General features: G+C 64.2%; 17 protein-coding genes. 12 read left to right on the top strand and 5 right to left on the bottom strand.

Going from position 1 to position 19,733, the window contains the following annotated elements; genetic code table 11:
• Window positions 1-7 precede the first annotated feature (7 nt).
• Window positions 8-1,396, bottom strand: coding sequence for a GumC family protein (locus P7F60_RS16110; protein ID WP_277918751.1), 1,389 nt, complete (start codon window positions 1,394-1,396; stop codon window positions 8-10).
• A gap of 392 nt (window positions 1,397-1,788) precedes the next feature.
• Here P7F60_RS16110 and P7F60_RS16105 point away from each other — a divergent pair, with 392 nt between their 5' ends.
• The 11 genes from P7F60_RS16105 to P7F60_RS16055 all read left to right on the top strand — a co-directional run bounded on the left by P7F60_RS16105 (window position 1,789) and on the right by P7F60_RS16055 (window position 15,171).
• Complete coding sequence (locus P7F60_RS16105) at window positions 1,789-3,291, top strand: FGGY family carbohydrate kinase (protein ID WP_277918750.1); 1,503 nt, start codon at window positions 1,789-1,791, stop codon at window positions 3,289-3,291.
• 88 nt (window positions 3,292-3,379) lie between these two features.
• Entirely contained in the window at window positions 3,380-4,105 is a 726-nt protein-coding gene (locus P7F60_RS16100; protein WP_277918749.1) for a DeoR/GlpR family DNA-binding transcription regulator, read from the top strand.
• A 196-nt stretch (window positions 4,106-4,301) separates the two neighbouring features.
• Window positions 4,302-5,231 carry a deoxyribose-phosphate aldolase gene (gene deoC, locus P7F60_RS16095; RefSeq protein WP_277918862.1) on the top strand — a complete coding sequence of 310 codons (930 nt, stop codon included), beginning with the start codon at window positions 4,302-4,304 and terminating at the stop codon, window positions 5,229-5,231.
• Window positions 5,232-5,236: 5 nt separating this feature from the next.
• Window positions 5,237-7,621, top strand: coding sequence for an aldehyde dehydrogenase family protein (locus P7F60_RS16090; protein ID WP_277918748.1), 2,385 nt, complete (start codon window positions 5,237-5,239; stop codon window positions 7,619-7,621).
• Window positions 7,622-7,707: 86 nt separating this feature from the next.
• On the top strand, window positions 7,708-8,157 hold the full coding sequence (locus tag P7F60_RS16085; RefSeq protein WP_277918747.1) for an RbsD/FucU family protein: 450 nt from the start codon (window positions 7,708-7,710) through the stop codon (window positions 8,155-8,157).
• A 42-nt stretch (window positions 8,158-8,199) separates the two neighbouring features.
• Complete coding sequence (gene rbsK, locus P7F60_RS16080; protein ID WP_277918746.1) at window positions 8,200-9,126, top strand: ribokinase; 927 nt, start codon at window positions 8,200-8,202, stop codon at window positions 9,124-9,126.
• A 376-nt stretch (window positions 9,127-9,502) separates the two neighbouring features.
• Window positions 9,503-10,378, top strand: a complete 876-nt coding sequence (locus P7F60_RS16075; protein WP_277918745.1) for a sugar ABC transporter permease — start codon at window positions 9,503-9,505, stop codon at window positions 10,376-10,378.
• Complete coding sequence (locus tag P7F60_RS16070; protein ID WP_277918744.1) at window positions 10,375-11,403, top strand: carbohydrate ABC transporter permease; 1,029 nt, start codon at window positions 10,375-10,377, stop codon at window positions 11,401-11,403. The genes P7F60_RS16075 and P7F60_RS16070 overlap by 4 nt, the downstream gene beginning before the upstream one ends.
• Window positions 11,404-11,440: 37 nt before the next feature.
• Window positions 11,441-12,889: an extracellular solute-binding protein gene (locus tag P7F60_RS16065; protein WP_277918743.1), complete on the top strand. Its 1,449-nt coding sequence runs from the start codon at window positions 11,441-11,443 to the stop codon at window positions 12,887-12,889.
• Between the two features lie 95 nt (window positions 12,890-12,984).
• Entirely contained in the window at window positions 12,985-14,073 is a 1,089-nt protein-coding gene (ugpC, locus tag P7F60_RS16060) for a sn-glycerol-3-phosphate ABC transporter ATP-binding protein UgpC (RefSeq protein ID WP_277918742.1), read from the top strand.
• A 75-nt stretch (window positions 14,074-14,148) separates the two neighbouring features.
• Window positions 14,149-15,171, top strand: coding sequence for a zinc-dependent alcohol dehydrogenase family protein (locus P7F60_RS16055; RefSeq protein ID WP_277918741.1), 1,023 nt, complete (start codon window positions 14,149-14,151; stop codon window positions 15,169-15,171).
• A 32-nt stretch (window positions 15,172-15,203) separates the two neighbouring features.
• Here P7F60_RS16055 and P7F60_RS16050 read toward each other — a convergent pair whose 3' ends face one another.
• Window positions 15,204-16,061, bottom strand: a complete 858-nt coding sequence (locus P7F60_RS16050) for a glucose 1-dehydrogenase (protein WP_277918740.1) — start codon at window positions 16,059-16,061, stop codon at window positions 15,204-15,206.
• Between the two features lie 13 nt (window positions 16,062-16,074).
• Complete coding sequence (locus tag P7F60_RS16045; RefSeq protein ID WP_277918739.1) at window positions 16,075-16,554, bottom strand: pyridoxamine 5'-phosphate oxidase family protein; 480 nt, start codon at window positions 16,552-16,554, stop codon at window positions 16,075-16,077.
• Between the two features lie 216 nt (window positions 16,555-16,770).
• Between P7F60_RS16045 and P7F60_RS16040 the strand changes: the two genes are divergently transcribed.
• A complete protein-coding gene (locus P7F60_RS16040; protein WP_277918738.1) occupies window positions 16,771-17,202 on the top strand; it encodes an organic hydroperoxide resistance protein in 432 nt (143 codons plus the stop codon).
• A 71-nt stretch (window positions 17,203-17,273) separates the two neighbouring features.
• Here P7F60_RS16040 and P7F60_RS16035 read toward each other — a convergent pair whose 3' ends face one another.
• Window positions 17,274-18,524 carry a D-amino acid dehydrogenase gene (locus P7F60_RS16035; RefSeq protein WP_277918737.1) on the bottom strand — a complete coding sequence of 417 codons (1,251 nt, stop codon included), beginning with the start codon at window positions 18,522-18,524 and terminating at the stop codon, window positions 17,274-17,276.
• Window positions 18,525-18,590: 66 nt separating this feature from the next.
• On the bottom strand, window positions 18,591-19,724 hold the full coding sequence (gene alr, locus P7F60_RS16030) for an alanine racemase (RefSeq protein ID WP_277918736.1): 1,134 nt from the start codon (window positions 19,722-19,724) through the stop codon (window positions 18,591-18,593).
• Window positions 19,725-19,733: the final 9 nt, after the last annotated feature.

Raw genomic sequence — 19,733 nt, 5'->3', positions numbered from 1 at the left:
ACCCATGTCAAAGCCGGTGGCGGCGTAACGGTGGAGCATAGTGCTCCTCCTCCCGGTTCGCAGCCCGCTGAGGGCGGAAGGCGACGGTTTTCGCGGCGGCATTGGCCGCGGCGGTGTAGCGGGCATAGGCGATCAGCGCCCTGAGCGCCGCAATGCCGAGCCCGACAAGCGCGCCCATCATCATGCCGACGATGCCCCACATGATCATGCCGGCCGTACCGCTGCGGATATCGGCGGGATAGGCTTTAGAGAGGATGCGGATATTGGCGGAGTCGATCTTGCCGAATTCGGCGGCTTCGCGGGCGCGTGTCTCGAAGGAGGAGAGCAATTCGCGATCGGAGGCGATCTGCTGTTCCAGCGCGCGCAGTTCGATGGAGGCGCGGCGGGCCTGTTCGTTCTGGCCGGTGAGGCGCGAGACGGTGGCGGAAAGGTCGTCGCGCTCCTTCATCGCCTGGCGAAGGGCGCTCTGGCCGGAGCTACGCACCCGCTCCAGCTCGCGATTGAGCAGGCTGTCGATCTCGGCGACCTGGCTTTGGGCGCTGCGCAGGGTCGGGTGCTGGCTGCCGAATTTCTGTGAAAGCTTCGCCACTTCCTCGCGTGCCGCCACCTGGCGGCTGATCAGCGTGTTGAGCAGGGTTTGTTCGGAAGGATTGGCAAGGCCGGCGATCACGCCGGGTTCGGCGCTCTGCAATTGCTCGCCGCGCACGCGGGCGAGCGAAAGCCGCTCGTCTGCGGCGGCCAGCGCGGTCACGGCGCTGGAAAGCTGCTGGTCGACGATCAGCTTGTCGTCGCTGCTGAACAGCTTGAATTTCTGGCGATATTCCTCGGCCTTCATTTCGGACTCGGCCAGCCGGGCGCGCAGCTGGTCGAGGCGCGAGGTCAGGTCGCCGGTCAGTTTTTCCGTGGCGCGCAGGCGGCTGTCGGAATCCTCGTCGAGATAGGCGGTGACGATGGCGTTTGAGAGATTGGCGGCCTTGTCCGGGTTCTTGTCCTTCACCGAGATGGAGAGGATATAGCTACGCTCGGCGCGGGTGATCTCGATCGACTTGCGCAGCGCGTTGATCTGCGTGGCGGATGGCTTTTCGGCGGCCGGCGCCGCCGTGCCCTGGCCGGTTGCGGCATAGGTCAGTGCCCGCGCCAGCACGCTTTCCGAGAGCATCACATGGCTTTGGCTTTCCACATAGTTGACGGCGGCGTTGGCGTCGTACTGGCCTGTGGTCAGGTCGTTCTTGAACACCTGGAAGCCGCGCGGATCGATCAGCACTTCGGAGGTCGCGACATAGCTCTGCGGCAAAAGCGCGCGCGCGCCGCCGCCAAGCGTACCCCCGAGAACGGCCAGCACGACGATCGGCAAGGCAAGCCGACGCACTTCCCGGCTCAGCAGAACCCAGGTCATGGGCCAGGTTCCGGCGTCCGGCGGTGCCGACTCCAGAAGGCTGGCGGGCCCGCGAAAAGACCGTGTCATGCTTTTCCTGTCCTCAATCCAAAATTCGGCCCCGGCACTTGCGCTGGCAACGATCCTTTTCCGGCGAGATCCGTCCCCAGTGTCGTGGCGTGGCAAGGCCATCGGTTGTCCGATGATGCCTCGCTCACCATGGCCGGTTTTGCTTAATAATTGGTTCAGAAATGCCGTGACACAGCTGTTGTCCTTAACGAAGAATATGGTGCTTAAAGCAGGTGGGCAGGGCGGCGGGGCTTGCATGAACCGGACCGAAATGCTCCTCAATAAGGAGCGGGGTCGCGCCGGGGAGGGCATGACCTCGAAGCAGCATCACTGCGGAGGATGGAATGGCTGGCGATCTGTTTCTCACCATCGATGTCGGCACCGGCAGCGTGCGCGCCGCCCTTGTCGACCGGCGCGGCAAGGTACTGACCATCATCGCGCGCGAGCATGAGCAGATCGTTCCGCAGTTCGGCTGGTCGGAGCAGAGGCCGGCCGGCTGGTGGACCGGCGTCGTCGCCGCCATTCGCGATGTGCTGACCGGGCAGCCGCAGGCGCGTTCGCGCATCGCCGCCGTTTCCGCCTGCGGTCAGATGCACGGCACGGTGCTGGTCGACGATAAAGGTGCGCTCGCCCGCGAGACGGCGCCCCTGTGGAACGACAAGCGCACTGTCGCCCATGTCGAGGCCTTCGAGCGCCGACATCGGCCGGCGACCTATCTCGCCCACAGCGCCAATCCCGCCGCACCCGCCTGGCCGGGTTTCAAGCTGCAATGGCTGCGCGATACCGATCCCGAGGCGTGGGCGCGCACGGCTGCGGTGCTGATGCCCAAGGACTACATCAACCTGCGTCTCACCGGCGAAATCGCCATGGACCGCACCGATGGCGGTGCGAGTTTTCTGATGGATCCGCAAACCGGCGACTGGTCGCAGATGATGATCGACCTGCTCGCCCTCGATCGGAAAAAACTGGCGCCGCTGCGCAATCCGCTGGAGATCCTGGGACATGTCACTGCCACGGCGGCGCGGGAAACGGGGTTGCAGGAGGGCACGCCAGTGCTGGTCGGCGGCGGCGATTATCCGGTGGCGCTGCTGGGATCCGGTGTGTGCCGGCCAGGTGTCGGCTCGGAGGTGATGGGCACCTCCGCAATCATCACCGCCATTGCAGAAAAGCCGCTGCTCGATGCGCAGGTCTCGAATGTCGGCACAGTCGAGGGCAATTGGGGTGCCTTCATGCTGCTGGAATCCGGCGGGGACGCCATGCGCTGGGCGCGCCGCGCTTTCCATGAGAAGCAGGCGAGCTATGAGGAGATCGTCGAAAAGGCATGCCTGGCGCCGCCCGGCGCCGAGCGGCTTTTCTTCATGCCTTATCTTACCGGCGAGCGGCTTGGCGATCATCGCAATGCCCGCGCCCAGTTCTTCGGCATCGGTGCGGCGCATGGGCTGTCGCATCTGCATCGCGCGGTGCTGGAAGGCGTCGCCTTCGCGGTGAAGCGCCATATCGATATCCTCGACCGTATCTCCGGCACGCCGATCGAGCGCGTCATCGCCTCCGGCGGTGGCGCACGGGCTCCCTTCTGGATGAAGATCAAGGCGAGCGTCTACGGCATCCCCATCCTTGTGCCGACGGAGGCCGAATGCGGCATCGTCGGCTGCGCCGCCATGGCTGCCACCGCCACCGGCCAGTTTTCCCGCGTCGAAGATGCGGCCGATGCCTTTGTCTCCTATGCCGAGGAGATCGTGCCCGATCCCGCCTGGGCAGAGATCTACCGGCCCATGCAGGCCGTGTTCGAAAAACTCTACGTCCACAGCCAGACGCTCTACGACGATCTCGATTGCCTATCGAGATAATGTCAGATTCATAGCAAGAATCTGGCGTCTCTTGAAAATTTCTGTTACAATTTTATCATTGGCTGATCCCAAGCCAGGGAGGCGGGAAATGGCGGATCGAAAGAGCCAGCGCGTTGCGGCGTTGGCCGACGCACTGGGCGAGCATCGCGTGCTGCATGTGCGCCGGGCGGCGGAATTGCTGAAGGTGTCGGAAATGACGATCCGCCGCGACGTGGCGAACAATCCGGCCTCCTTCCAGTTCCTCGGCGGCCACATCATGCTGGCCGGCGAGCGCGAGGGCGAGGCGCCCTACGAGCTGGGACTGGCCGCGAACCAGCATGCCAGCGCCAAGCGCGCCGCCTGCCGCCACGCGTTGAAACATGTGGCGCGCGGCGACACGATCTATCTCGATTGTGGCACGACGCTGGTTCATCTCGTTGAAATGCTGCCGGAAAATGCCGATGTCAGCGTGGTCTGCTGCGCCATGAACGTCGCCGAGCGCCTGGCGCGGCGACCCGATATCCGCATGATCATGCTGGGCGGGCTGTACCATCCCTCCACCGCCTCCTTTTCCGGCAATCCCGGCTTGGAGACGCTGGACCAACTCGGTATCAACATCGCCTTGCTCTCCGCCGCCGGCATCGATTTCACCCGCGGCGCGACCTGTGCGCATTTCCACGAGGTGCCAATCAAGCAGAAGGTGATAGGTTTGGCGCAGCGTTGCCATCTCGTGGCCGACAGGAGCAAGATCGGCGTGCAGAAGCCGGCCTTCTTCGCGCCGATGAGCGCCTTCCAGTCGCTGATCACCGAAGAAGGCGAGCAGCGGGTTAAATGACGGCAGGCCTACCGCTGGCATTTTTCATATGGCTTGACTTTGTCATGAAATGATGAAATCGTAACATCATCCTGATCATGAAGTCACAAATGCTCGCAGGATAGCGATGGCATGCAGGGAGGCGACATTGGCATTACTGGCGACCGAAGACGACGGTGCGCGCATTGCTAATCACGGTTGGCCGCGCAATGCCGGCATGGCGCTCGACACCGGCTGGGTGGCGGAACAGCGCGTCAATCTTTCCGCAAGCGAACGGCGCGTGGCGACCTTGCCGGGTCGGCGCACGGTGAAAAAGGATGCGCAGGCCGCCTGGCTGCTGAAGGCTGTCACCTGCATCGACCTGACGACGCTGAGCGGCGACGACACGCGCGAGCGCGTCCAGCGCCTGTGCGCCAAGGCGCGTCACCCGGTGCGGCAGGATTTGCTCGATGCCATGGGCATGGGCGACCGTTCCATCACCACTGGCGCCGTCTGCGTCTACCACCGTTTCGTTTCCACCGCCGTCGAGGCGCTTGAGGGGTCGGGCATTCCGGTCGCGGCCGTTTCCACCGGCTTTCCGGCCGGTCTCGTCCCGCATGACGTCAAGCTGCGCGAGATCGAGGCTTCGATCGCCGATGGCGCGAAGGAAATCGACATCGTCATCACCCGCGAACACGTGCTGACCGGCAACTGGCAGGCGCTGTATGACGAAATGCGCGATTATCGCGAGGCCTGCGGTGAAGCGCATGTGAAGGCGATCCTGGCGACCGGCGAACTCAAGACGCTGCGCAACGTCGCCCGCGCCTCGCTGGTTTGCATGATGGCCGGCGCCGACTTCATCAAGACCTCCACCGGCAAGGAAGGCGTGAACGCCACGCTCTTGGTGACGCTGACCATGCTGCGCATGATCCGCGCCTATGAGGAGCGCACCGGCATCAAGATCGGCTACAAGCCGGCCGGCGGCATTTCCACCGCCAAGGATATTCTCAACTACCAGTTCCTGATGAAGGAAGAACTGGGCCGGGAATGGCTGGAGCCCGATCTGTTCCGCATCGGCGCTTCGAGCCTGCTCGCCGATATCGAGCGCCAGCTCGAACATCACGTCACCGGCGCCTACTCGGCCTTCAACCGTCACGCGATAGGATGATCCAGATGTCCGTAGCAAGGTATTTTGACGAAATGTCCTATGGACCCGCCCCCGAAGCCGATGGCGAGGCCCGCCAGTGGCTGGCCTCCCACAAGGCCGAATTCGGCCATTTCATCAATGGCGCTTTCGTCACGCCGCAATCCGGCCAGCATTTCGAGACGCTGGAGCCGGCAACCGGCGCGCTGCTGGCGAAGATCGCCCAAGGCAATGCCGCCGATGTCGATGCAGCGGTTGCGAGCGCCCGCAAGGCGCAAGGCCCCTGGGCGAAGCTGCCCGGCCATGCCCGCGCCCGCCATCTCTATGCGCTGGCCCGCATGATCCAGCGCCATGCGCGCCTGATCGCCGTCATCGAGGCGCTCGACAATGGCAAGCCGATCCGCGAGACGCGCGATATCGACGTGCCGCTCGCCGCTCGCCACTTCTATTATCATGCCGGCTGGGCGCAGCTGCAGGAAACCGAATTTGCCGATCAGGTGCCGGTCGGCGTCGTCGGCCAGGTCATTCCGTGGAATTTCCCTTTCCTGATGCTCGCCTGGAAAGTCGCGCCGGCGCTCGCGCTGGGCAATACCGTCGTGCTGAAGCCGGCCGAATTCACGCCGCTGACGGCGCTCTTGTTTGCGGAACTCGCCGCTGCCGCCGGCCTGCCTGCGGGCGTGCTCAACGTCGTCACCGGTGACGGGTCTACAGGCGCGCTGATCGTCGATCACGGCGATGTCGACAAGATCGCGTTTACCGGCTCGACCGATGTCGGCCGCATCATCCGCGAGCGCACCGCCGGCTCCGGCAAGTCGCTGACGCTGGAACTGGGCGGTAAGTCGCCGTTCATCGTCTTCGATGACGCCGATATCGACGGCGCGGTCGAAGGCGTGGTCGATGCCATCTGGTTCAACCAGGGCCAGGTCTGCTGCGCCGGCTCGCGCCTGCTGGTCCAGGCCGGCATCGCGCCGCTGTTCCACCAGCGCCTGAAGCGGCGCATGGGCACGCTGCGCGTCGGCCAGCCGCTGGACAAGGCCATCGACATGGCCGCCATCGTCGCGCCGGTGCAGTTGAGCCGCATCGAAAGCCTTGTCGCGCAAGGGGTTGCCGAAGGCGCCAGCCTGTTCCAGCCGGAGATCGAACTGCCCAAGGGCGGTTCCTTCTATCGCCCGACGCTGCTGACCGAGGTGCAGCCGACTTCCATCGTGGCGACGGAAGAGATTTTCGGCCCGGTTGCCGTCTCCATGACCTTCCGCACGCCGGAAGAGGCGATCCAGCTTGCCAACCATACGCGCTACGGCCTTGCCGCCAGCATCTGGAGCGAGACCATCGGTCTGGCGCTGAACGTCGCGGCGAAGCTCGCCGCCGGCGTCGTCTGGGTCAATGCCACCAACCTGTTCGATGCCGCGGCCGGTTTCGGCGGCAAGCGTGAATCCGGCTTCGGCCGCGAGGGCGGTCGTGAAGGCGCCTATGAATATCTGAAGCCCAAGGCCTGGCTCGGCCGCAAGCCGCGCCCGGCGACCGCCGCGCCCGTCTTGAAATCGACCACCAGCGATTTCGCGATGCCGGCCATCGATCATACGGCGAAGCTGTATGTCGGCGGCAAGCAGACGCGGCCGGATGGCAATTATTCCCGTCCCGTGCTGTCGCCCAAGGGCAAGGTGCTGGGCGAGGTCGGCGAGGGCAACCGCAAGGATATCCGCAATGCGGTTGCCGCCGCGCAACCCGCCTCCGGCTGGACCTCGGCCACGACGCATAACCGCGCGCAGATCCTCTATTACATCGCCGAAAATCTTTCTGGCCGGGCCGGCGAATTCGCCGAGCGCATTGCCGCGATGACCGGCGCATCGGCTGCCGCTGCGCGCGCCGAGGTCGAGGCCTCGATTTCGCGCCTGTTCACCTATGGCGCCTGGGCCGACAAGTTCGAGGGCGCAGTGCATCAGCCGCCGCTGCGGGGCGTGGCGCTCGCCATGCCGGAAGCCATCGGCGTCGTCGGCATCGTCTGCCCGCCGGAAGCGCCGCTGCTGGGTCTGATCAGCAGCGTCGCGCCGCTGATCGCGGTCGGCAACCGCGTCGTGGTGGTGCCGAGCGAGCCGCATCCGCTGGCGGCGACGGATTTTTATACCGTGCTCGAAACCTCCGACGTTCCTGCCGGCGTCGTCAACATCGTCACCGGTTCCGCCATGGAACTCGGCAAGACGCTGGCAAGCCATAACGATGTCGATGCCCTCTGGGCCTTCGGCTCGGCGGAACTGTCGACCATGGTGGAAAAGCTGTCGGTCGGCAATCTCAAGCGCACCTTCGTCGATTACGGCAAGGCCATCGACTGGATGAACCCGGCCGCCGCCGAAGGACGCCTGTTCCTGAACCGCGCCGTCGACGTCAAGAACATCTGGATCCCCTACGGGGAGTGAAAAAACATCGGCTCGCCGGCTTGGAGAGGCCGGCGAGCCGATGACGACGAACAGAGGAGAGGGCGCGCAGACGCCCGGGAGGACCAATGCTCAAGAATATCGATCCCGCCTTGAATGCGGATGTGCTGTATGCGCTGCGCGCCATGGGCCATGGCGATACGCTCGTCATCGCCGATACCAATTTCCCCTCGGATGCGATTGCCCGCCAGACCACGCTTGGCAAGCTGCTGCGCATCGACAATGTCTCGGCGGCGCGCGCCTTCGAGGCGGTGCTGTCGGTGTTGCCGCTCGATACGCCGCTGCAGCCTTCGGTCGGCCGCATGGAGGTGATGGGCGCGCCGAACGATCTGCCCGAGGTGCAGAAGGAAGTGCAGGGCGCCATCGACCGCGCCGAGGGCCAGCCGGCGCCGATGTACGGTATCGAGCGCTTCGCCTTCTATGAAAAGGCCAAGCAGGCCTATTGCGTCATCACCACGGGCGAGACCCGGTTTTATGGCTGCTTCCTGGTAACCAAGGGCGTCATTCCGCCGAAATAAGCGGTGTGACGCGGGTCCGAAAGGGGGGAGGAGAGGCAAGAGATGAAGTCAGGCGTATCGATTCTCGGAATTTTCGTGGCGGACACCGCCTATCTGGCCAAACGCATGCCGGTCGTCGGCGAGACGATCACCGGCAGCGGCTTTTCGGTCGGGCCGGGCGGCAAGGGGTCGAACCAGGCGGTGGCAGCGGCGCGGGCCGGCAGCCCGGTCTCGTTCATCTCCAAGATCGGCAAGGACACGTTTGGCGAGATGGCGCTGAAGACCTATGCGGAGGCCGGCGTCACGCCGAAAGTCGTGCAGATGGACGACATGCCGACCGGTGCCGCCTTCATCTATGTCAACGACCAGAACGGCGAAAACGCCATCATCGTCTATCCGGGTGCGGCCGGCACCATCGGCATCGACGATGTCGAGGCGGCACGCGACACCATCGAATCCTCGCTGATTTTCGTGACCCAGCTTGAACAGCCGGTCGCCGCGGCGCAGCGGGCGCTGGAGATCGCCCATGCGGCCGGCGTCACGACGGTGTTCAATCCGGCCCCGGCGGAAGCCTTTCCGGATGCCCTCTATCCGCTCTGCGACTATATCGTGCCGAACGAGACGGAGGCGGCTGCTATCGTCGGCTTCCCGCTCGACACGCTCGACGAGGCGCGCCGGGCCGGCGATATCCTGCTCGACAAGGGCGCGCGCACGGCGCTGATCACGCTCGGCGAGCGCGGCGTTCTCTATCACACGCGTGAGCGCTCGGTGCATGTGCCGGCAATCGCCAGCGGCCCGGTCATCGATACGACCGGGGCCGGCGATGCCTTCGTCGGCGGCTTTTCGGCGGCCTTGGCGCGCGGGTTGGAACCGGTCGAGGCGGTGCGCTTCGGCTGCGCCACGGCGGGCATCGCCGTCACCCGCCGGGGAACTGCGCCGGCGATGCCGCGGCGCGAGGAAATCGAGGCCTTGCTGGCCGGGAATGCCTGATGGTTTGACGCCTTACGGCAGGCTTCTTGTAAGAACACTACAAGAAGCCTGCCTTAGTGTCGAAATTTCTTGCCAAGCCTCTGAGATTTAACGGCTTTATTCGTCATTTTCCGCTGGATTATATGTTGACGGATATAAATTCTGTAATTATTCTACCTAATGTCGCTTGAGAGAGGCGACGCATGGGTCGCGTGTGGGAGCACGCAACCGGGAGGATTTTCGTGATGTCTGGCTCGTTCGAGCGCGCGGGCGGCGTGGCCTTCGCCCCGCTGGCTGCTGCGTGGAATTTCGTGGATCGGCAGGCCCGGTCCGGCGCAGCGGTGCCGGGCGGCGGCTCGTCGGCTGCAAAAACGGCGGATGTTTTGGGGAGACCGGCATGACGCGCAACGATCCCATCAAGCATTTCTTCATCTGGCCGGCGCTGCTGATCGTCCTGATCATCTCGATCTTCCCGCTCGTCTATTCGCTGACCACCAGCTTCATGAGCATGCGGCTGGTGCCGCCGACCCCGGCGCGCTTCGTCGGGTTCGGAAACTACATCGAGCTCCTCAGCAATCCGCGTTTCTGGCATGTGGCCGGCACGACGACGCTGATCGCCTTCCTCTCGGTCGGGCTGCAATATGTCATCGGCCTGTCGGTGGCGCTGGCGCTGAATGCGCGCGTGCCGGGGGAGGGGCTGTTCCGCTTCGTTTTCCTGCTGCCGATGCTGGTGGCGCCCGTCGCGGTGGCGCTGATCGCCCGCCAGGTGCTGAACCCGACCATGGGGCCGCTCAACGAGTTCATGACCTTCCTCGGCTTTCCCAACCTGCCGTTCCTGACCCAGACGAGCTGGGCGCTCGGTTCGATCATCGTCGTCGAGGTCTGGCAATGGACGCCCTTCGTCATCCTGATGCTGCTCGCCGGCCTGCAAACCCTGCCGGAAGACGTCTATGAGGCGGCGGCGCTGGAGAATGCCTCCGCCTGGCAGCAGTTCCGCGACATCACCTTCCCCATGCTGCTGCCGGTCTCGGTTGCCGTCGTCTTCATCCGCCTGATCGAAAGCTACAAGATCATCGATACCGTCTTCGTCATGACCGGCGGCGGGCCGGGCATCTCGACCGAAACGCTGACGCTGTTCGCCTATCAGGAAGGCTTCAAGAAGTTCAATCTCGGTTACACATCGGCGCTGTCCTTCCTGTTCCTGATCGTCATCACCGTCATCGGCATGGTCTATCTCGCCATCCTGCGGCCCTATCTGGAGAAGCACAAATGAGCGCGCGCGCACTCACGGGAAGCCGGCGCTGGCTTGCTCTTGCCGGCTGCCTCGTCTGGTTCGCCTTCACCCTGTTTCCGCTCTACTGGGCGGCGGTCACCTCGTTCAAGTCGCCGATCGGCGTCGTCGGCGGTGCCACCTACATTCCCTTCGTCGATTTCGAGCCGACGATGACCGCCTGGTACGAGCTGTTTTCCGGCCAGCGCGGCGGCTTCTACGATACCTTCACGGCCTCGATGATCGTCGGCCTCTCGGCATCGGTGGCGGCGACCGCCATCGGCTCGATGGCCGCCTATGCGCTGGTGCGCTTCACCTTCCGGTTTCGCCTGCTGTCGGCGCTGATCTTCGTCGTGGTCGCCTTCGGCGGCTTCCTGCTCGGTCGCAATTTCATGGGCCTCGGCCAGGGTATCGCCCTGATCTATGCCTTCATCGCCGCGCTGGCGCTGGCGGTGATCTCCAGCCGCTTCCGCCTGCCGGGGCCGGAGCTGGGCAACAAGGACATCGTCTTCTGGTTCGTCAGCCAGCGCATGTTTCCGCCGATCGTCGCCGCCTTCGCTCTATACCTGATGTATACGGAGGTCGGCAAGCTCGGCTTCAAGCTGGTCGACAGCTATATCGGCCTGACCTTTGCCTATATCGCCTTCTCGCTGCCGATCGTCATCTGGCTGATGCGCGATTTCTTCGAGGCGCTGCCGATCGAGGTCGAGGAAGCGGCGATGGTCGACAACGTGCCCACCTGGCGGATCTTCTTCGGCATCGTCCTGCCGATGTCGAAACCGGGCCTGATCGCCACCTTCATGATCACGCTCGCCTTCGTCTGGAACGAATTCCTGTTCGCGCTGTTCCTGACCAATTCCAAATGGCAGACCCTGCCGATCCTCGTCGCCGGCCAGAACAGCCAGCGCGGCGATGAATGGTGGTCGATTTCTGCCGCAGCCCTCGTGGCCATCGTTCCGATGATGGTCATGGCCGGGGTGCTCAGCCGGCTCATGCGATCCGGCCTCATGCTCGGCGCCATCAAGTAAGACGTCGTAATTCAGAATTTTTTCACGGGAGGAAAGAATGAAGAAATTTCTACTGGCATCCGTTTCCATGCTCGCGGCACTTAGCGCCGGCAATGCTTTTGCCTGCGACCCGGACTACACCGGCGTCGAACTGACGGCGACGACGCAGACCGGCCCCTATATCGCATCCGCGCTGCAACTGGCCGCCAAGAGCTGGGAAGAAAAGACCTGCGGCAAGGTCAAGGTCGTCGAGTTCCCGTGGTCGGAACTGTATCCGAAGATCGTGACCTCGCTGACCTCGGGCGAAGACGCCTTCGACGTCATCGCGTTTGCCCCCGCCTGGGCGCCTGACTTCACCGACTTCCTGTCGGAAATGCCGGCCGCCATGCAGAAGGGCGAAGCCTGGGAAGACATCGCCCCGGTTTACCGCGAACAGTTGATGGTCTGGAACGGCAAGGTTCTGTCGCAGACCATGGACGGCGACGCCCATACCTACAGCTACCGCATCGACCTGTTCGAGAATGCCGACAACCAGAAGGCCTTCAAGGACAAATACGGCTACGATCTGGCGCCGCCGAAGACCTGGAAACAGTATCTCGACATCGCCGAATTCTTCAACCAGCCGACCAAGAACCTGTGGGGCACGGCGGAAGCCTTCCGCCGCGGCGGCCAGCAGTTCTGGTTCCTGTTCAGCCATGTCGCAGGCTATACCAGCCATCCCGACAATCCCGGCGGCATGTTCTTCGACCCCGACACGATGGATGCGCAGGTCAACAATCCGGGCTGGGTGCGCGGCCTGGAGGAATATATCCGCGCCTCGAAGCTGGCGCCGCCGAATGCGCTTAACTTCTCCTTCGGCGAAGTCAACGCCGCCTTTGCCGGCGGCCAGGTGGCGGAATCGATCGGCTGGGGCGATACCGGTGTCATCGGCGCCGATCCCAAGCAGTCGAAGGTGGCCGGCAATGTCGGCTCGGCCTCGCTGCCGGGTTCGGACGAGATCTGGAACTACAAGACCAAGAAGTGGGACAAGTTCGACCATGTCGTCCAGACCTCCTTCATGGCCTTCGGCGGCTGGCAGGCGGCGGTGCCGGAATCCTCCACCAAGAAGGAAGCGGCCTGGAACTACATCCAGTATCTGACGAGCCCGGAAGTTTCCGGCCAGGCGGCGATTACCGGCGGCACGGGCGTCAATCCCTACCGCATCTCGCACACCACCAACCTCGATCTGTGGTCGAAGATCTTCTCGCCGCGTGAAGCGAAGGAATATCTCGGCGCCCAGAAGGAAGCCGTGACCGCGAAGAACATCGCCCTCGACATGCGTCTGCCGGGCTATTTCTCCTACACGGAAATCCTGGAAATCGAGCTGTCCAAGGCGCTGGCCGGCGAAAGCACCCCGCAGCAGGCGCTCGATAGCGTCGCCGAGCAGTGGAACAAGCTGACCGACGAGTTCGGCCGCGACAAGCAGCTCGCTGCCTATCGCGCCTCGATGGGCCTGCCCAAGAAGTAAAAAAAGACCGCCCGCCTTCCGATAAGAGAGGGCGGGCGCTTCCCAGATTTCCCGGCCCGGCGGGCCGGAGACCGTCACAGAGAAGGCGTTGCCGCATGTCCCAGGTCCGTTTGGAGCAGATCACCAAGTCCTTCGGGACCGTCACCGTCATTCCGCCGCTCGATCTGGAGATCGCCGACCGGGAATTCGTGGTGCTGGTCGGACCGTCCGGCTGCGGCAAGACGACGACGCTGCGCATGATCGCCGGCCTCGAAACCGCCTCCTCCGGCACTGTCCGCATCGGCGACCGCGATGTCACCGAGCTGCGGCCCGGCCTGCGCAATTGCTCGATGGTGTTCCAGAACTATGCGCTTTATCCGCATATGACGGTGGCCGAAAACATCGGTTACGGCATGAAGGTGCGCGGTACGCCGAAGGCGGAGATCGACAGGGCGGTGACCGAGGCGGCGCGTGTCCTCAATCTCGGCAGCTATCTCGCCCGCAAGCCGAGCGCGCTTTCGGGCGGCCAGCGCCAGCGCGTCGCCATCGGCCGCGCCATCGTGCGCCAGCCGGATGTCTTCCTGTTCGACGAGCCGCTGTCGAATCTCGATGCCAAGCTGCGCGTCGAGATGCGCACCGAAATCAAGCTTTTGCATCGCCGCCTGCAAACCACCGCCGTCTATGTCACCCACGACCAGGTCGAGGCCATGACCATGGCCGACCGCGTTGTCGTCATGAACCAGGGGCGTATCGAGCAGGCTGCCGATCCGATCACGCTTTACGAAGCGCCGACCAACCTGTTCGTCGCCGCCTTCATCGGTGCGCCGAGCATGAATTTCCTCGAAGGCCGTATCGAGCGCGGCGAAAGCGGCTTCGTCTTCCGGGGCGAAGGCGAGGTGGCGGTCGCCATTCCGGCGGCGCGTTCCGGCCCGCTCGCCGCCGTGGTCGATCAACCTGTCGTGCTCGGCATCCGTCCTGAGCACACGATGACAACGGACCCGGGCGCCCCGACCGTCACCCTGCAGGTGCGCGATATCGAGCCGCTCGGCCCGCATACGCTGGCGCTCGGCAAGGTGGGCTCGGCGAGCTTCACCGCGCAGGTGCCGGCCAACGCGCCGGTCGCGCCGGAGAACAGCATTTCCGTGCCGATCGACACCTCGAAGATGCATTTCTTCCTGAAATCCACCGGTTTTGCCATCCGGTAACGTTTCCACATTTATTCTTGACCTTCTCCCGGAAACTGGCAGGGTGGCGCAGACACTGCTTTGGGAGGAGCTGACATGAAGGCCCTGCGTCTGGAATCCACCGGTCACCTGTTCGTTCGCGAGGTGGAAAAACCCGTTCCAGGTCCGGGCGATCTTCTGGTGCGGGTCGAGGCCTGCGGTGTCTGCGGCACCGACCGGCATCTCTTCCATGGCGAATTTCCCTGCACGCCGCCGGTGATCACGGGCCATGAATTCGCCGGCATCGTCGAGGCGGTCGGCAGCGGCGTCTCGGGTTTTGTCGTGGGCGACCGCATCACCGGCGATCCGAATATTTCCTGCGGCCGCTGCCCGCAATGCCAGTCGGGCAAGGTCAATCTCTGCCGCAACCTCTCGGCCATCGGCGTGCATCGCGATGGCGGCTTTGCCGAATATGTCATCGTGCCGCAACAGCAGGCGCAGCGTTTGCCGGCCTCGCTGCCGCCGACGCATGGCGCCTTCTGCGAGCCGCTCGCCTGCTGCCTGCATGGCGTCGACATGGCCGAGATCAAGCCCGGCTCGTCGGTGGTGATCCTCGGCGGCGGCGTGATCGGCATGCTGACGGTGCAGCTCTGCCGCGTTGCCGGCGCGACGCGCGTGGTCATGGTGACGCGTCAGAGCGAGAAGCGAGCCTTGGCGGAAGAGATCGGCGCGACCCACAGCTTCGATCCGACCACGGGTGACGCGATTGCCGGCATCGCCGGCGCGGACGGCCTGCTGCCGGGCGGCGCCGACGTGGTCATCGAATGTGCCGGTGTCGCCGAAACCATGCGTCAGGCGCCGAAGCTGGCCAAGGCCGGCGGCACGGTCGTCATCCTCGGCGTCATGGCGGCCGGCGAGACCATCGAGATCGAGCCCTTCGACATCCTGTTCCGCGAACTGAAAATCATTGGCTCCTTCGTCAACCCCTTCACCCACCGCCGCGCCGCCGACCTGATCGCCACCGGCGCGGTGCGCGTCGACAGGCTGATCAGTCGCACGGTGTCACTGGATGAAGCCGTCGACGTCATCGCCAACCCGCCGCGAAAGGGTGAGATCCGCGTGCTTGTGGTTCCGAACTGAGGGGGAGGGGCCGCAAATGCGCGGCCCCGCTTTCAAAGCATCGGTTTGCCGCCGGTAACGGCGATCGTCGCGCCGGAAACGTAGCTCGACAGCGGATCGGCGAGCATCACATAGGCAGTCGCCAATTCCGCCGGCTGGCCTGGACGCTGCATCGGCACCTGCTTGCCGAAATTGCGCACCGCTTCCTCCGGCATGGTCGAGGGGATGAGCGGCGTCCAGATCGGGCCGGGTGCGACGGCATTGACCCGGATTTCCCGTTCCGCCAGCATCTGCGCCAGGCCGGCGGTGAAATTCTGGATCGCGCCCTTGGTGGTGGCGTAGGCCAGCAGATGCGGACTCGGCGCATCGGCATTGATCGAGGCGGTGTTGACGATGGCCGCGCCCGCCTTCATATGCGCCACCGCCGCCTTCGACAGGTAGAACATGGCGTGGATATTGACCTTGAAGGTCAGTTCCCATTCGCGGTCGGAAATATCGGCAATATCGTCGAAGCTCGCCTGATGGGCGGCATTGTTGACGAGGATGTCGATGCCGCCGAACTGGCTAAGCGCCGTATCGACGATATGGCAGCAATGATCCGGATTCTGGATGTCGCCGGCGACGAGAACGGCCTTGCGGCCGGCCTTCTCGACCCATTTTTTGGTTTCCTTGGCGTCCTCGTGTTCGTCGAGATAGGCGATCAGCACGTCGGCGCCCTCGCGGGCATAGGCAATGGCGACGGCGCGGCCGATGCCGCTGTCGCCGCCGGTGATGATCGCCTTCTTGCCCGAGAGACGGCCGGAGCCGCGATAGCTATGCTCGCCATGGTCCGGCACCGGCGACATGGCGGCGGTCTTGCCAGGCATAGGCTGCTTCGGCGTGTCGAAAGGCGGTTTCGGATAGTTGGTCATTCGGGGCCTCCGTTCACAGTTTGACCTTGGCGTTGTCGCCCATGTCGGGCTTGGCGTTGGAAACCGCCGCTGCCGCCATCTTCACATAGCTGATGATCGTGCCGGGGCTGTCCCAATATTCGGCGAACGACGGTGTCACCTTGAGAATCCGGATCGAGGGGTCGTCCGGGCTGTCCCACCAGGCCTTGGCCGGCGTGCCCCAGAGTTCCTTGATGCGGGCGCGATCGTTCAGCACCTCGGCCGTACCGGAGAGGGAGACGTATTTCTGCCCCTTGGGATCGGCGAAGGCGAGGCAGACATTGGGGCTGCGGGCAATCTCGTCGTCCTTGTGGCTTTCGACATCGGTGAGAAAATAGACCGCGTTTTCCATGCGCTCGACATAGGCGGCCATCGGGCGGGCGCGCAGGTCGCGTCCGGTCTGGGTCGTCAGCATGCAGAAGCCGATCTTTTCGACCAGATCCCATGTCTTGGTTGCGTCATCATATTCAGCCATGTTCGTCTCCTTCGTGAAAACGTTCAAACGAGCCGAACCCGGTTCTGTTCCCCCGGAAGGAGTGGCGAAGGGGCGCGAAATCGGTGCGTCTTTGCACCCGCGGCATTGGAAGCGCCGCGCTCTGGCCTATATTGTGGCTGGCATCGCCGGCGCATGCCCGTTTCGTTTTATTCGCCGAAGAGATTTCATTTTTCAGCAAGCCAACAGGAGAACACCATGCCTACCGAAGCCAAATACAAGACGACAGCAACGGCCAGCGGCGGCGGTCGCGACGGCCGGACGACGCTTGCCGACGGCACGCTCGATCTCCAGCTCGTGGTGCCGAAGGAACTCGGCGGCCCCGGCGGCGATGGCGCCAACCCGGAAAAGCTGTTTGCGCTCGGTTATTCCGCCTGCTTCCTCGGCGCCATGCGCGTTGCCGCCGGCCAGCTGAAGACCAAGGTGCCGGACGGCTCGACCGTGACGGCGACGATCGGCATCGGCCCGCGCTCCGAAGGCGGCTTCGGCATCACCGCCGAGCTGGATGTCTATCTCCCCGGCATGGCTGAGGACGAAGCCGCCAAGCTGATGGATGTCACCCATGGCATTTGCCCCTATTCCAACGCCATCAAGGCCAGCGTCGACGTCAAGACGACCACGCGCGGCTGATCGGGCAGGCCTGAAACGAAAAACGGCGCGGGAAACATTTCCTGCGCCGTTTTTGCGTGAATGGGTTTTGCTTATGCGTAGCGGCTGATCGCCAGGTCGGTCGCATCGATATCCGGCTTCTTGCCGGAAACAAGGTCGGCGATGACGCGGGCCGAGCCGGAGCTCATCGTCCAGCCGAGCGTGCCGTGGCCGGTGTTGAGGAACAGGCCGGCGATCTTGGTCGCGCCGATGACAGGCGTGCCATCCGGCGTCATCGGACGCAGGCCTGACCAGAACGAGCCCTTGCTGGCATCGCCGCCGGGGAACAGGTCCATGACAGAATGTTCCAGCGTGCGGCGGCGCGCCTGGCCGAGATCGTTGGTATAGCCGGAAATTTCCGCCATGCCGCCGACACGGATACGGTCGCCGAGACGGGTGATGGCGATCTTGTAGGTCTCGTCCATGACCGTCGATTCCGGCGCGCGCGAGGCGTCGGTGATCGGAATGGTCAGCGAGTAACCCTTGACCGGATAGACCGGCAGCGAGAAGCCGTAGGGCTTCAGCAGCAGCGGCGAATAGCTGCCGAGCGCCACGACCACGGCATCGGCGGAAAGCTTGTCGCGATTGGTGACGACACCGCGCACGCGGCCGCCCTCGACATCCAGCCCCTTGATATCCGTGCCCCACTGGAAGCGGACGCCAAGCTCCTCGGCCTTCTTCGCCAGCGCATTGGTGAACTTGAAGCAGTCGCCGGTCTCGTCCTTCGGCGTCAGCAAGCCGCCGACGATCTTTTCGCGCACATGCTTGAGCGCCGGCTCGACGCGGATGCAGCCGGCGGGATCGAGCACTTCGTAAGGCACGCCATCGGCGGCCAGCGCCTTGACGTCCTTGGCCGAGGCATCGAGCTGCGCCTGCGTGCGGAAAAGCTGCAGCGTGCCCTGCATGCGCTCGTCATAGGCGATGCCGGTTTCCTCGCGCAGCGCCGCGATGGAAATGCGACTGTAATCGGCCAGACGCAACATGCGGCTCTTGTTGATCGCATAGCGCTCGGACGTGCAGTTCGACAGCATCTTCACCAGCCAGGACAGCATGGCGCCATCGACCTTGGGGCGCAGGATCAGCGGCGCATGCTGCATGAACAGCCACTTCATCGCCTTCATGGGAATGCCGGGCGCGGCCCAGGGCGAGCAATAGCCGAACGAGACTTCGCCGGCATTGGCGAAGCTGGTTTCCAGCGCCGGGCCCTGCTGGCGATCGATGACGGTGACCTCGTGTCCGGCCTTGGCGAGCTGGTAGGCGGACGTTACGCCGATAATGCCGGCGCCGAGAACGATGACTTTCATAATATCCTCACAAGGCAATTCCGGCCAAGCTAAGCGGAATCGCGGGTCAAAGAAATGGAAAAATGGTCAGCGATAGCGCCGCTGGTAACGGTCCCCGAGACCCGTCAGGATTTCATAGGAAATCGTACCGGCATCATGCGCGATATCTTCGAGCGTCTGGTGCGGGCCGATGACCTCGACGAGGCTGCCGAGGCTCAGGCGGCCCTCCGGCAGGGCGGTGATGTCGATGGTGATGCTGTCCATCGAGACGCGGCCGACGATCGGCAGGCGGATGCCGTCGCAGAAGACCGAGCCCTTGCCGCTGAGGCTGCGCAGCAGGCCATCTGCATAACCGGCGGCGATGGTGGCGAGGCGGGTTTCGCCACCCGTCACATGGGCGCCGCTATAGCCGACGCGGGCGCCGGCCGGCACGGTGCGGGTCTGCACCACGGCGACATCGAGGCGCACGACCGGCTCCATCGGGTTCGGCAGGCCGCCCGTCGGCGCGCCGCCATACAGCGCGATGCCGGGGCGGGCGAGCACGCCGTGATAGGCGTCGCCGAGAAAAATGCCGCCGGAATTGGCGAAGCAGACGTCGAATTCGGAAAACTCTTCGGCGATGTTGCCCAATTCGGCCAGCTGGTCGCCATTCTGTTCGCTGTCGGCATCGTCGGCGGAGGCGAGATGGCTCATGATGAACAGAACCTCGACCATGCCGCAGGTCTTCAGCAGTTCGGCCAGCGCCGCGCGCTCTTCCGGCGGCACGCCGAGGCGCGACATGCCGGTGTCGAATTGCAGCACGGCCGGCAGGCGGCGCTTCAGGCGCTCGGCGGCGACGGCCCATTGCCGAAGCTGGTTCAGCGAATTGATGACCGGGACGATATTGCCTTCGGCGCAGGCGATCTCATTGCCGGGCTGCAAGCCGTTGAGAACGAAGACCTGCGCATCGCGGGCGAGCAGTGGCCGCAGGCGTTGCGCCTCGACGAACTGGGCGACGAAGAAATGGCGGCAGCCATGGCCATAGAGTTTTGCGGCGACCTTGTCGGCGCCGAGCCCATAGCCATCGGCCTTCACAACCGCTGCCGCGCGGGCTGGGGCGACCTCCGCCGAGAGCTTTTCGTAGTTGCGGGCGAGAGCGCCGAGATCGATGGTCAGATAGCCGGAAGCGCCGTCCGTGGTGCTTGCGTGGCGGGGCTGGTGATCCAAAATCGCGCTGTCCATATCGGTCTC

This window comes from Rhizobium sp. YJ-22 (assembly GCF_029601685.1).
GTDB lineage: Bacteria > Pseudomonadota > Alphaproteobacteria > Rhizobiales > Rhizobiaceae > Metarhizobium.
This window is presented reverse-complemented; position numbering and strand designations above follow the sequence as displayed.